General features: G+C 65.6%; 12 protein-coding genes. 4 read left to right on the top strand and 8 right to left on the bottom strand.

All coding sequences use genetic code 11. The features are described 5' to 3' along the window. Window positions 1-52: 52 nt before the first annotated feature. From hemH to ISP20_RS14255, 4 genes are all read left to right on the top strand, one after another. A complete protein-coding gene (gene hemH, locus ISP20_RS14240; protein ID WP_204636772.1) occupies window positions 53-1,117 on the top strand; it encodes a ferrochelatase in 1,065 nt (354 codons plus the stop codon). Next, a complete protein-coding gene (locus tag ISP20_RS14245) occupies window positions 1,114-1,971 on the top strand; it encodes an alpha/beta fold hydrolase (protein WP_204636773.1) in 858 nt (285 codons plus the stop codon). The genes hemH and ISP20_RS14245 overlap by 4 nt, the downstream gene beginning before the upstream one ends. A 65-nt stretch (window positions 1,972-2,036) precedes the next feature. After that, window positions 2,037-2,834: a helix-turn-helix transcriptional regulator gene (locus ISP20_RS14250; RefSeq protein WP_204636774.1), complete on the top strand. Its 798-nt coding sequence runs from the start codon at window positions 2,037-2,039 to the stop codon at window positions 2,832-2,834. Window positions 2,835-2,906: 72 nt separating this feature from the next. Next, entirely contained in the window at window positions 2,907-4,781 is a 1,875-nt protein-coding gene (locus tag ISP20_RS14255; protein WP_204636775.1) for an aspartyl protease family protein, read from the top strand. A 93-nt stretch (window positions 4,782-4,874) separates the two neighbouring features. Here ISP20_RS14255 and ISP20_RS14260 read toward each other — a convergent pair whose 3' ends face one another. The 8 genes from ISP20_RS14260 to ISP20_RS14295 form a co-directional block, all read right to left on the bottom strand. Further along, a complete protein-coding gene (locus ISP20_RS14260) occupies window positions 4,875-5,375 on the bottom strand; it encodes an REP-associated tyrosine transposase (RefSeq protein ID WP_338031011.1) in 501 nt (166 codons plus the stop codon). Between the two features lie 112 nt (window positions 5,376-5,487). Continuing rightward, the gene (locus ISP20_RS14265; protein WP_204636777.1) at window positions 5,488-6,060 is read right to left on the bottom strand and encodes a DUF6491 family protein; all 573 of its coding nucleotides are present in this window, start codon (window positions 6,058-6,060) and stop codon (window positions 5,488-5,490) included. Window positions 6,061-6,090: 30 nt separating this feature from the next. Then, window positions 6,091-7,794, bottom strand: coding sequence for a dipeptidyl-peptidase 3 family protein (locus tag ISP20_RS14270; protein WP_204636778.1), 1,704 nt, complete (start codon window positions 7,792-7,794; stop codon window positions 6,091-6,093). Between the two features lie 129 nt (window positions 7,795-7,923). Continuing rightward, window positions 7,924-9,126, bottom strand: coding sequence for an ABC transporter permease (locus ISP20_RS14275; protein WP_425490834.1), 1,203 nt, complete (start codon window positions 9,124-9,126; stop codon window positions 7,924-7,926). A gap of 2 nt (window positions 9,127-9,128) precedes the next feature. After that, window positions 9,129-9,863 (bottom strand): ABC transporter ATP-binding protein, encoded by a 735-nt coding sequence (locus ISP20_RS14280; RefSeq protein WP_204636780.1) that lies wholly within the window; start codon window positions 9,861-9,863, stop codon window positions 9,129-9,131. Further along, window positions 9,860-11,437 (bottom strand): alpha/beta hydrolase, encoded by a 1,578-nt coding sequence (locus tag ISP20_RS14285; protein ID WP_204636781.1) that lies wholly within the window; start codon window positions 11,435-11,437, stop codon window positions 9,860-9,862. The genes ISP20_RS14280 and ISP20_RS14285 overlap by 4 nt, the downstream gene beginning before the upstream one ends. 13 nt (window positions 11,438-11,450) lie before the next feature. Further along, the gene (locus ISP20_RS14290) at window positions 11,451-11,684 is read right to left on the bottom strand and encodes a helix-turn-helix transcriptional regulator (protein WP_204636782.1); all 234 of its coding nucleotides are present in this window, start codon (window positions 11,682-11,684) and stop codon (window positions 11,451-11,453) included. Further along, the gene (locus ISP20_RS14295) at window positions 11,681-12,304 is read right to left on the bottom strand and encodes a hypothetical protein (protein ID WP_204636783.1); all 624 of its coding nucleotides are present in this window, start codon (window positions 12,302-12,304) and stop codon (window positions 11,681-11,683) included. The genes ISP20_RS14290 and ISP20_RS14295 overlap by 4 nt, the downstream gene beginning before the upstream one ends. Window positions 12,305-12,697: the final 393 nt, after the last annotated feature.

Genomic DNA, 12,697 nt, shown 5'->3' on the forward strand with positions numbered 1-12,697 from the left:
AGCCTCGACGGCTTGTGGCAGACTTGCGGCGGTTTTATCCGCCAGAGCCACGATGCCACGCAGCGATGACTATACCGGCGTTGCCGGTACTTCCCGAGAGCTTCCCGTTCAGGCTGCAGTGCTGTTGGTGAACCTCGGCACACCGGAGGCGCCCACGGCCAAGGCGGTGCGCCCGTACCTGGCCCAGTTCCTGGGCGACCGACGCGTGATCGATTACCCGCGCTGGCTGTGGTGGTTGATCCTGCACGGGGTGATCCTGCGCGTGCGCCCTGCCCGCTCGGCGCATGCCTACCAGCGCATCTGGACGCCCAAAGGCTCGCCGCTGCGCGTGGGTAGCGAGGCGCTGGCGGTGCGATTGCAGGAAAAGCTGTCGCAGGCATGCAGGGAGCCGGTGCGGGTGGTGTTGGCGATGCGCTATGGCCAGCCCTCGGTGCCGTCGCAGATCGAGCGGCTGCAACGCGAAGGCGTGCGTCGCCTACTAGTACTGCCGCTGTATCCCCAATATTCCGCCACATCCACCGGCTCGGTGCTCGACGCCGTGGCCGAGGCCATGCAGTCGCTGCGCTGGCCGCCGGAGCTGCGCCTGATCAACGACTATCACGACGATCCCGCGCACATCGACGCGCTCGCCCGCAGCATCGAGCAGCACTGGGCCACGCGCGGCCGCGGCGAGCGGCTGCTGTTGTCCTTCCACGGCATTCCCGAACGCTACGTGCGCGAAGGCGATCCGTATTTCGACCAATGCCAGGCCACCGCGGGCGCGCTGCGCCAGCGGCTGGCGCTGGACGAATCGCAGATGCTGGTGAGCTTCCAGTCGCGCGTGGGCCGCGAATCGTGGCTGCATCCGTATACCGATGCCACCGTGCGCGAACTGGCCGCCAGCGGCGTGAAGACGCTCGATGTGGCCTGCCCCGGCTTTGCGGTGGATTGCCTGGAAACTCTCGAAGAGATCGCCATGCAGAACAACGACTTCTTCCGCGAGGCCGGCGGCAGCGAGCTGCGCTACATTCCCGCGCTCAACGACACGCCCGATCAGGTCGACAGCCTGGCCGCGCTGGTGATGCGCCACGGCGGCGGCTGGAAGAACTTCGCGCCGCGCGGCGACAGCACGCCGTGAGCGCGCCGGTCGAGCGCGACGTGCGACTGCCGCATCTGCGCCTCAGCGCGCAGGTGTGGGGCGACGAACAGGCGCCACCGCTGCTCGCCCTGCATGGCTGGCTCGACAACGCGGGTAGCTACGCCCGCCTCGCGCCGCTGCTGGCCGAACGCTGGCAGGTGATCGCGCTCGAGCTGCCTGGCCACGGCCATTCCGATCATCTGCCTCCAGGCATGCACTATCACTTCGTCGATTACGTGCGCACGGTGTTGGGCGCGATCGATGCACTGGGCCTCACGCGTTTTCACCTGATCGGCCACTCGCTGGGTGCGGGCATCGCGCCCATGGTGGCGGCCGCCAAGCCCGAACGCATCGATCGCCTGCTGTTGATCGAGGGCCTCGGCCCCATCGCCGACGACGGTCAACGCACCCTGCAGCAATTCCGCGATGCGATGGCGAGCGAGGCCACCGGCCGCTCGCTGCGCGCGTTTGCGTCGATCGACATGGCGATCAGCGCGCGCACCATGGCCAGCGGGCTGCCCGCCGAGCAGGCTCGTTCCATCGTGGAGCGCGGCCTGCGCAAGAGCGAGCATGGCTGGTATTGGCGCAGCGATGCGCGGGTCAATCGCCCCTCGTCGATCCGCCTGGCGGAAGCACAGGTGCGCGCGATCCTGCGCGGCATCGCCTCGCCCACCGCCCTGCTGCTCGCCCGGCCCGATACGCCCTACCTGCCCGGTCCTCTCATGCAGGCACGCGCTGCCTGCGTGGACGACATCGCGGTGACGCCCCTGGACGGCGGCCATCATCTGCACCTGGAACATCCCGATGCCGTCGCTGCCTGGGCGTCTGCCCATATCGAGGCCACGCATGCCTGAATCGTGGCGCCCGGGCCTGACCGACGGCACATGCCCGGCGGTGGCGGCGGCCTAGACTGTCAGCCATGCAGCATTTTCAACGCACCAACTACGGCCAGCCCGAGCAATTGCGGCAACTGGGCGGCCTGCAGATTTCCGCGACGCCGTATGCAGGCGACGGCGCGCTGCCGCTGCACGAACACGACGACGCCTATCTCTGCCTGGTGGCGGCGGGTAGCTATACGCAGCAATCGGGCGGCGCCGAGATTCAATGCCAGCCGGGTTTGTTGCTGACGCATCCGCAAGGCCATCGGCACGCCAACCGGTTCGGGCCGGACGGCGCGCGCTGCATCAGCATCTTTTTTACCGACATGGTCGGCGAAGGGGTCTCGCGCCTGCTCGGCGAACATCGCCAGTTGCGCCTGGCCGACGCCGACCGCCTGCTCGCCCGCATCGCCCGCGAACTGCGCGCCACCGACGATGCCGCGGCGCTGGCCCTGCAATCGGCGGTGCTGGAACTGGTCGCGCAGGCCTGTCGCGCCGACGACGAGCGACGGCCGGCGTGGTTGCAGCAGGTGCTCGACCGACTGCACGACGATCCGCTGGCCACGCCCTCGCTGCAGGAACTGGCCGCGCTGGCGGGCGTGCATCCTTCGCATCTCGCGCGCAGTTTCCAGCGCGCCAAGGGCGCCTCGGTGGGCGAATACCAGCGCGGTTTGCGCATCGCGCTGGCGCGTAAGGCGCTGGCCGAACCCCACCGCTCCATCGCCGATGTGGCCGCGATGGCCGGCTTCAACGACCAGAGCCATTTCGCCCGCGTGTTCCGGCGCATCACGGGAGAGACGCCCCGTGACTATCGGCATCGACTGCAACGCGCGTGCTGATATGCCACGCGCGTGCTAGACCGGACGCGCGGCCGGATCGACCATGGACGCACCCGACCAAGGAGTGTCCCCATGTTGCATCCTGTCCGCCCCCTGCTTGGCCTGTTGCTCGCCGGCGCGCTGAGCCAGGCCCTGGCCGCCTCCGCCGATGACAGCGCCACGCTGCTGGACAGCATGCGCCAGGCCTATGGCGCCGCTCGCTGGAACGAGGTCGCCGCGCTGCAGGCCACTGGCAAGGAGACCAGCGACGGACTTACCGGGCCCTGGCAGGCCACCGTGGACCTGCGCACCGGCCAGTACGCCACGCGCGCGCGCAACGAAGTTTTCGGCAGCGCCGGGGGCATCGACGCTCGGGGGCAGTGGCGCGAGGACGCGACCGGCCTGATCCATCCGCTGGATTCGGACGAAGCACGCACGGTGGCCGTCACCGAGAGCTGGCTGCGCCGCTTCGGCTTTCTCGATGCGCAGTCGGCGGTGGCCTATCGCCGGCTGCCCGATGCGCAGGACAACGGCCATACCTACCAGCGCGTGGAAGCCACGCCCGCGGGCGGACGACTGGTCACGCTGTGGATCGACCCGGGTACGCATCGGCTGGATCGCGCGATCTATGCCACCTCGTTCCTGGTCGCCACCGAACGCTATGGCGACTACCGTGCCGTGGACGGACTGCAGCTGCCGTTTCGCATCAACAGTTCGCGCGCCAACCTTGCCGGCAATGCCGACGGCGAGAGCGACGATGTGGTCGAGCGTTACCAGCTGCTGAGCAGCGTGCCCAAGGCCGAGCTGCAACGCCCCGACGGCAAGGTGCGCGACGTGAGCATGGCCAACGGCGCGCGTGACGCTGTGACACCGATGCACATCGAGGGCGGCATCGTGCTGGTCGATGTGAGCATCGATGGACGTCCGCCGATGCCCTTCATCCTCGATACGGGCGGCCACGCGATCCTCACCACCGATGCGGCGAAGCAGATGGGTTACCAGACCCAGGGGCAAGGCGTGAGCGGCGGCTCGGGCTCCGGCACCATGAGCACCTCCTACACCAAGGTGCACGACACCGCCCTGGGCAACGCGCACGTGCGTGACCTCACCTATTCCGTGCTGCCCTATCCCTTCAGCTTCTACGAACGAGGCAAGCAGACGCCGATTGCCGGCATCCTCGGCCTGGAGATGTTCGAGCGTTTCGCCATCACCTTCGACAACGACCACCAGCAATTGCATCTGAAGCCCTATGACATGGGCGAGGTGCCGCCGGCGATGAAGGGCGACGCGGTAGCGTTGCGCTTCACCGACGACATGCCGCTGGTGCAGGCGCAATTGGACGGCCGTACCGGCATGTTCGGCATCGACACCGGCAACGCCGGCTACCTGCTCATGTTCCCCCAATGGGCCGCACGCAACGGCATTGCAGCGCGCTATGAAGCAGGCCTGCCGATTCCCACCGGCGGCGTCGGCGGCCTGTTCACCGCCCATGTCGCCCACGCGAAGGAACTCATCCTGGGCACGCAGCGCCTGGACAACCTGACCGCCATGCTCACCCGCACCGACGCCGGCGCCACCGGCAATCCGAGCGAGGCGGGCAATATCGGCCAGGACGTGCTCGCCCGCTTCAACGTGCACTTCGACTACCGCCGCCAGCAAATGGTGTTGATGCCGCGCAACCCCGCACCGGTGTGGCACTACGGCATGGCCGGCTTCCGCGCCGAAAAGAGCAAGGAGCAACCGGACCGCTTCAAGGTCATCAACGTGATGCCCGGCAGTCCCGCCCAACAAGCCGGACTGAAACAGGGCGACGCCATCATGGCGGCCAATGGAAAACCCTCAACCGACCTGAGCTTCGGCGGACTGCGCGAACTGAGCATGCATCTGCCGGAGGGCACGCCGCTGACGTTGACCTTGGCGGATGGACGCGAACTGAAGATGAAGATGCGGGATCTGGCGCCCAAATGAAGCGTCTTCTGTAGGAGCGCACCCTGTGCGCGACAAACCTATCCTGCGCCGAGACCTGGACGCACCCGTCGCGCACAGGGCGCACTTCTACAGTCAAAGCCAGACGCAGTTCCAGTACGGGTAGTCAAGCACTGCTTCTACCAATCCCGCGCGCAGTGGATTGGCGACGATGTAACGAGCCACACTCCGGACATCGTCCTCCCGGCGCAACGCGCGGTCGTGAAAACCCGTTCCCCAGACAACTTGGGGATGGATGCAACGAATCTGTTTGGCTGTCGCCGCCTTGAACCGGTTCATCACGGTAGAGAGTGAATCTCGATGGCCCAGAGTGACGAGACCATGCCAATGATCTGGCATCAGGACCCAACATAACAGCGACGCGTCACCCCAATGCTTTGCCTCATGGATGCATCGGCACACGCTGCGTGCGAGATGGTGATCCTTGAATAAAGGGCGCCGATATGCGGTGACTGTGGTCAATAGATAGGCGCAACCAGGGACGGATGCACGTCCCGCACGCAGCGCACGATGACCGGCAGTTCCATTCATGACGGGAACGTCGCATCGCGGCAGGCGTCCCGTCATCAGCGACATAGTGGGCTGAGCGTAGGGCGGCAACTCTCTGGCGCCAAGGTGAATTGGTCAACCTCGGCTCTGTTGTGTCGCGCACAGGGTGCGCTCCTACAATGGTTGTTTGCAGGGGGGGCTACTTCGTCCGGCCGCTGTCGGTCATCGCCTGGGTGCGGAATACGGTTTCGTAGCGCAGGTCGGTGGTGTGCAGATTCGCATCTGCTGGGGAGGCCAACCGATCACGCGGCACAGTGTGCAGGCGCGAACCCAGCTCGCGCTTGTCGACCGACTGGATCGCTACGGACTGGCATGCACGCGCGACACCCGATTCGAGCGAGACGATGTGATCGTCCGCCAGCACCGGCTGGTCGCATGCCGCGTCGATGGTGACCAGCCACACGTCTTTGTGGGAACCGTCGACGGTATAGAAGGCCACGCGGTGATCGCCGAGCGGATCCACGCTGGTGATCCGGGCCGATTCGGGAACGCCGGTGACCTTCTGGCCCGCCGACTTCACATAGGCCTCACGCTGGGCGGCCTGCGCGTCCTTGTTGCTATCCGCCAAGGCTGCACCGGCAGTGCAGATCGACGCGGTTGCGGCCAAACCCAACACCAGACTCTTGCACATCGTCATGGCAATGATCCCTGCGCGAGTGGTTAGTCGCTCTTTTTTACGACCAGCACCGCGCAGGATCAATCGGCGGCGCATGAAGTTTTCTTCATGCGCCGCATCGACGCGTTACGGCTTGGACAAGCCGAGCGTTTCCAGGCCCTGCTCGAAGGTGACATCCACCGGGATCTTCGCCTGGTCCAGGCGCTTCAGGTCACCTGCCAGGGTCGCGTCGACATTGCCCATGGTTTCGGTGAGTTTCCTGGCCGCGTCGTAGTCGCCATCGCCCTGGATGGCGAGCAGCTTGGCCGAAAGCGCGTTCATCGCGGCGGTCATCTTGTCGAAGTCGACGCGATAGCGACCGCTGGCGGCGTCGCGGGTGAAGGCGCCCTGCTGCTGGAAGAAGTTGAAGCGCACCATGTTCGCCTTGGCGTGCGCGTCGCTGGCGCCGAAGCGCACCGAGCGCAGGATGCCGGCAAGGAAGGTGACGTAGTTGTCCATCAGCTTGGCCTTGTCCAGCTCGCCCTTGTCGGCCAGCTTGCTCACCATGTACAGGCCGAGGATATCCGCCTTGCCTTCCTCGAAGCTCGACGCCTGATCCTTCAGCGCGGTGCGCACCATGCCCTTGCCGTTGAGCGTGTTCTTGATGCCCAGGCCGTGCGCCACTTCGTGGAACATGGTGTTCTCGAAGAACGCATCGAAGGTAAGGTGCGACTGCTGGTCGTCGACGATCAGCTCCTTGGCAATCGGCAGCATGATCTTGTCGAACTTCGCCTGCATCACGTTTTCCAGCTGCAGGCGGCGGGTGCCTTTCTTCAGCTGCACTTCCTCGTCGTTGGGAAGATTGATGGCGATGGTCTTGGCGCCGACATTCGCATCGCCCGCGTAGTACACGGCGAAATACGCGTTGAGATCGGCGTCGGCACCGGGCTTCTCGGCCTTGTACCTGTCGTCCACCGGCAGCTCGCGCTGCAGTTCGGGCAGGTATTTGGCGAAGCGCGCGAGCTTGGCGCTCCACGCCTGATCCTTCACCAGCACGTAGCTCTCGTAGCTGGCCTTGTAGCCGAACAACTGGTCTTCATAGGTTTCGATCGGACCGATCACGATGTCGACAGGATTGTTCTTCATCGACATCCAGGCGAAATCGCTGGGGCGATAGTCGTCGCTCAACAGGGCATCGGCGCGCTTCTTCAAGTAGCTCGCGAATTCCTTGTCGGCCGACAGATCGGCGGCCTGGCGCAACAGCCCGGCCGCGCGTTCCAGGTCGGCCTTGTAGGCCACGTGGTAGGGCACCGTCACCAACTTGTTCTGCGCATCGCGGCGCAGCAGCGTGTACAGGCCGGTCTTGTCCTTGAGATCGGCCTGGTCGAATTCGGCCTTGGTCATGTCGGCCGGATAGAACTGCGCGCCCAGGGGACGCGGCCCGACCCCGGCAACGAACGACTGGTCGTTGTCCAGGCGATCCCACGGACCGTAGTTGATCTCGGCAAAATGGCGCGTCACCTCGTCGGGAATGCGCGCCATCAGCGCGGCCTTGTCGCCCCACGACTGTTTCCAGTAGATGTCGTTGGTGACATCGGCCGCCTCGATCAGCAGCGCGATCATCTGCTTCTGCTTGTCGTCGAACTGGGAGAGATCGGCGGTGAGCTTCACCGAGGCGTAGTTGGCCATGCGCTGCGCGGCGATGTCGGCATCGGTGGACGGCGGCGGCACCGCCGTCGCACTGCTGGCGGGCGACGGTGCGGACGCGGCGGCAGCGGGTGCATTGTCGTCGTGCGAGCTGCAGCCGGCCAGGACGGCGATGAGACTGAGGGCAAGCAGGTGGCGGCGCATGGGGTGTCCCGGTGGGAGGAAAAGCCGATGGTAGCGCGAGACTTGCTCGGCGATGCCTCTCCTGGCCGTCATTCCGGCGCAGGCCGGAATGACGTAATTATCAGAACTGAGGCAACCCTGCCAGCGATCTCACCCCGAAATCGCCAACCGCTCGGACCGATACAGGCGCGCCGTCACCAGCACGCCGAGCACGGACGCAGCCAGGCTGCCGATCAGGCACAAGCCGAGCTGCTCAGGCGTTACGCCATCGCCGCGCAGCAGCTGCATGATGCCCAGGTGCTGGCCCAGCAACGGCACGGCGTACATCCATCCTTGTGCCTTGATCGGCATGGTCGAGAGCAGGATGCTCGGCAGGATCGGTACGAACATCAGCAGCGACACGTACATCTGCGCTTCGCGATAGCTCTTGGCGAACGCGGCCACCATCGACTGCAGGGCTGCCAACAGCACGATCAGCGGCAGCATCAACAGCAGCACCTGGCCACTGAAGCCCAGGCCGAGGTTGAGTTCCATGCCGAGCTTTTCGGTGGGTACGAAACGCCCCACCACGCCGAAGGCGACCAGGCTGATCAGCAGGCTCGCCGCCGAGAACGTGCAGATCGCGCCGAGCTTGCCGGCGAGGATTTTCCAGCGCGGCACCGGGTTGGCGAACAACGGTTCCAGCGACTGGCGCTCGCGCTCGCCGGCAGTGAGGTCGATCGCCAGATACATGCCGCCCATGAACACCGTGAGCACGAAGAAATACGGCAGGATCGAGAAGACCAACGCCGCACGCGCCTGCGCCGTGGCCTGGTCGCGCTTGGCGGCCACCACCGGCCATGCAGTGCTGGGCGACAGGCCGCGCGACACCAGGCGCATCGCACCTTGCTGGCGCGCATAGGTCTCGACCACGCTCGACAGGCGATCCACCGAAGCATTGGCATCGCGCTGCGAGGAGTCGTAGATCAACTCCACCTGCACCGCTTCGCCCTTGCGCCAGGCGGTGGCGTAGTCGGGCGAGATGCGCAGCACCACGTCGGCATCCTGCTTGCGCACGGCCAGCTCGGGATTGGCGATGGCCGGCTTCGGCACGATGCCTTCGGCTTTCAGCGCGTTGATCAGGTTCGGCGCGTATTCGGCGCCGCTCACCGGCACCGGCAGCGGCTTCTCGGCCTTGTCCAGCTGGCGGTTGAGGGTGATGTTGAGCAGCATCACCATGATGATCGGCCCCAGCAGCGGGCCGGTGAGGAAGGCGCTGGTGATGGTGCGCCGGTCGCGCAGGTTCTCGCGCACCTCTTTCATGAAGACCGTGACGAAGGCACGGGTGCGCATGATGGGCGTGGTGGTTTTCATGTTCATGCGGCGAGACCCTCTTCGCTGCCGATGATCTTCACGAAGGCGTCCTCGAGGTTGGCCTCACCGGTTTGTTCGCGCAGCGCAGCCGGCGTCTCGTCGGCCACCACGCGTCCGTTGGCGATCACCACGATGCGATCGCACAGCGCTCCCACCTCCTGCATGATGTGGCTGGAGAACAGCACGCAGCGTCCCTCGCTTTTCAGGTGCTGCATGAACTGGCGCAGCCCGCGCGTGGCCATCACGTCGAGGCCGTTGGTGGGCTCGTCGAGAATGACGTTGCGCGGATCGTGGATGAGCGCGCGGGCAATCGCGGTCTTCACGCGTTGTCCCTGCGAAAAGCCCTCGGTGCGGCGATCGGCGATGTCGGCCATGTCCAGCGCCTTCACCAGGGCCTCGCGGCGACTGTCGAGCAGTTCCTCGGGCAAGCCGTGCAGGCGCGCGAAGTAGTCGATGTTCTCGCGCGCGGTGAGGCGCTTGTAGAGGCCGCGCGCATCGGGCAGCACGCCCAGCTCGCGGCGCACGGCCAGCGCGTCCTGGGCGGCATCGATGCCGTCCACCAGCACCTGGCCGCGGTCGGGCGTCATCAGGGTGTAGAGCATGCGCAGCGTGGTCGTCTTGCCGGCGCCGTTGGGACCGAGCAGGCCGGTGATCTCGCCATCGCGTGCCTTGAAGCTGACGCCGTCCACCGCCTTCACGGTGCCGAACGCTTTGTGCAAATCCCTTACCTCGATCATGGCGTCGCTCCGTTGAAATCGATGAACGTCGGCGTCGGCTGCAGTCGCTCCAGACAGGCAGCGTCCAGCGCCTTGGGATTGAGATCTTCGATGAAGTGCTTGACCAGCTGCGGCGCACAGCCGGCATTGATCACGTTGTGGCCCTGGCCGGTAAGTACGAGATGGCGTGAATTGGGCAGGTTCTTCGCCACCTGCTCGCCGTAGCGCGGCGGCGTGACCGGATCGAACTGGCCGGAAAACAGCAGCACCGGCGTGTCGGTTTTGAGCGGCTGATGAAAGTCCGCCGGACGCGTGCCCTTGGGCCACACGGCGCACGAATTGCGCAGCGTGTCGACCATGCGCGTACCGAGAATGGTGTGCGCATCTTCTTCGCGCGGGACCAGAAGGTCGGCATCCTCGCTGCAGATCACCGCCAACTGCATGCCGCCGTTCATGGTGTCGGACAGGTCGCCGGAAAGCAGCTTGGCCTGGCCCAGCAGCGGGCCGACATCGCCGTGCGCCGCCGCGTCGATGGACAGCGGCAGCAGCGCGGCGGTGAGCGGCGAATAGGCGAACATCCGCACCACGCTGGCCAGCGAGTATTCGCTCAGCGTGCGCTGCACGCTCTGGTAGTTCTGCGGATCGCGGAAGCTCACCTTGTGCGGGTTGGCGCGCAACGCATCGCGCAACTGATAGAGCGTCTGATACGGATCGCCGTAGCGCTTGCGGCACGCCTCTACCGCCGCGCATTGCGCGAACTGCGCCTTCAGCGCGTCTTCCAGGTCGGGCGCGAAGTCCTGGCCCAGCACCAGCTCGTTCGGCACCACGCCATCCAGCACCAGGCTGCGCACGGCCGCGGGATAACGCATCGCATACTGCTGCGCCATGCGCGTGCCGTAGGACACGCCCACCAGGTCGAAAGTGGGCGAACCCAGCGCCTTGCGCACGTCTTCCAGATCCTGCGCGGCGATCGTGGTGGTGTAGTAGCGCGGATCGGCCTTGCCCTCGAGCTGCTTGAGGCAACGCTCGGTCTCGCGCTTCTGGCTCTCGGCGCTGAGGTCGATGTCTTCGGAACCGCCTTCGGTGCCCTCGCCTTCGTCCTTGCAGGTGAGCGGGTTGGAACCGCCGGTGCCGCGCTGGTCGAGCAGCACCACGTGGCGATGCTGGACCAGCGGTGACAGCGCGCCCGACACGCCCGGCCACGATTCGGTCGCCGCCTGACCCGGCCCGCCCGCCAGCATCACCAGCATGTCCTTGCTGGCGACCTGCGCGCTGCTGCGGATCACCGCGAGCTTGAGGTGGATCTTGCGGCTGTTCGGATCGTCGCGATTCTCGGGCACCTCGAACGGCGCGCACCAGGCGGCGGTGGATAGCCCGCTGTTGGGCTGACCCAATTCGCAGGGCGTCAGCGTGAGCGAGCCCAGTGTCCAGGTCTGTGGCTTGACTGGCGCGGACGGTGCCTGGGCCAGCGCGCTGGCCGTTGGAGCGCCATCGGGCGCCGCATTGGTCTGCGGATGAAAGTGCTTCCAGCCCAGCACGGACAGCGCGATGACCACGATGCCGATGCGAAAGGCGGTTCGGCCTTTGATTGCCATGGGTGTTTTCCCCTCACTCCATTGGATGTCGCGAAACCATCGGCGTTGCCGCCTGCGGTTCCGGTTCGAAGATCGATTCGATGGAAAGACCGAACAACCGCGCGATCTTGAACGCCAGCGGCAAGCTCGGATCGTACTTGCCGGTCTCGATGGCGTTCACCGTCTGGCGCGAGACGTCCAGGCGCTCGGCCAGGTCGGCCTGCGACCAGCCGCGTTCGCCGCGCAGTTCACGGATGCGGTTGATCATTCGCTGCGGGCACGCCAGACGAGAACGCAGCGGGCAACCCCGTAGGTGATGCAGACGGCGGGGTACACCATCATCAGCGCCAATGAGCCGTTCAGCACGATCATCCGGGCCGCGCCGAGAAACCCCAGCGCGAGGCTTGCCACACACACCACGGACACGCCGATGGCGAGCGCGACGAGGTGCTGCAGCCGCTGCATTTCATCGCTGGCCAGCACGTAGCAAATGGAACCCCAGATCACCCAGATGATCGGCACCACCGGCGACAGCACGGTCGCGGTCTTCAACCAGCCCGGCGGCATGCCTTGCTGCAGCGGCCACACGTAGAGCATGACCACTATGTATAGCAGCATGGCCGGCATGAACTGGCGCACGTAGCGGCGGTCGGCGGGGCGGCTCCGCTCGCGCATCAGGATCCGGCCGCTATGCGCCAGCAGGGGCAGTCCGGCCGCGAACATCGCTAGGCCGAGCAGTCGAATGCCCTGGCTGCCCTTGAACATCAGCCAGAAACCGGCAAACAGCCATAGATAGAGCAAGGCGACCGCCAGCCAGCGCGCCCAGGCGGGCCAGCCGGCGATAGGCACCCTGCGGCTAGCGGCTTCCCACCATCCCGATGCGCTCACGCTGCACCGTCCTTCGCTGCCACGCGCTCCATGCCCGACCCCATGTCAAGTTGACTTGACATGAGGCTAGGCCTGTCGCCGGAACATGTCAAGCACGCTTTACATCCTAAAGGCCATATCGGCCGGATCCGGCAAAAACTTGAGCGCCCAATCGACAAAAATGTGACCCAATTTGCACATTGAGCTGCCCACAGCGTCCGTTGTGACACAGCTCGACTTACAAAAATCGTCACTTGCATTTAACAACTACCTCTCACTTTCTTCAGCTGGCGGGGTTTCCAGCGTCTCGTCGTGCTTGGCACGGGGGTTGCTTTACCGGCCGTAAGCGAACTGGCAGACGACCTCCCGGGGTCGGGCCGGAAGCCTAAGAAAGCGCAATCGGGGGGCACCTGC

It is taken from the genome of Dyella kyungheensis (assembly GCF_016905005.1).
In the GTDB taxonomy this organism is placed as follows: Bacteria; Pseudomonadota; Gammaproteobacteria; order Xanthomonadales; family Rhodanobacteraceae; genus Dyella; species Dyella kyungheensis.

Excerpts from the sequence above, each read along its gene's own strand:
- hemH (WP_204636772.1), top strand. The coding sequence starts at position 53 with ATGCCACGCAGCGATGACTATACCGGCGTTGCCGGTACTTCCCGAGAG.
- ISP20_RS14250 (WP_204636774.1), top strand. The coding sequence starts at position 2,037 with ATGCAGCATTTTCAACGCACCAACTACGGCCAGCCCGAGCAATTGCGG.
- ISP20_RS14255 (WP_204636775.1), top strand. The coding sequence starts at position 2,907 with ATGTTGCATCCTGTCCGCCCCCTGCTTGGCCTGTTGCTCGCCGGCGCG.
- ISP20_RS14260 (WP_338031011.1), bottom strand. The coding sequence starts at position 5,375 with ATGTCGCTGATGACGGGACGCCTGCCGCGATGCGACGTTCCCGTCATG.
- ISP20_RS14265 (WP_204636777.1), bottom strand. The coding sequence starts at position 6,060 with ATGCGCCGCCGATTGATCCTGCGCGGTGCTGGTCGTAAAAAAGAGCGA.
- ISP20_RS14270 (WP_204636778.1), bottom strand. The coding sequence starts at position 7,794 with ATGCGCCGCCACCTGCTTGCCCTCAGTCTCATCGCCGTCCTGGCCGGC.
- ISP20_RS14275 (WP_425490834.1), bottom strand. The coding sequence starts at position 9,126 with ATGAAAACCACCACGCCCATCATGCGCACCCGTGCCTTCGTCACGGTC.
- ISP20_RS14280 (WP_204636780.1), bottom strand. The coding sequence starts at position 9,863 with ATGATCGAGGTAAGGGATTTGCACAAAGCGTTCGGCACCGTGAAGGCG.
- ISP20_RS14285 (WP_204636781.1), bottom strand. The coding sequence starts at position 11,437 with ATGGCAATCAAAGGCCGAACCGCCTTTCGCATCGGCATCGTGGTCATC.
- ISP20_RS14290 (WP_204636782.1), bottom strand. The coding sequence starts at position 11,684 with ATGATCAACCGCATCCGTGAACTGCGCGGCGAACGCGGCTGGTCGCAG.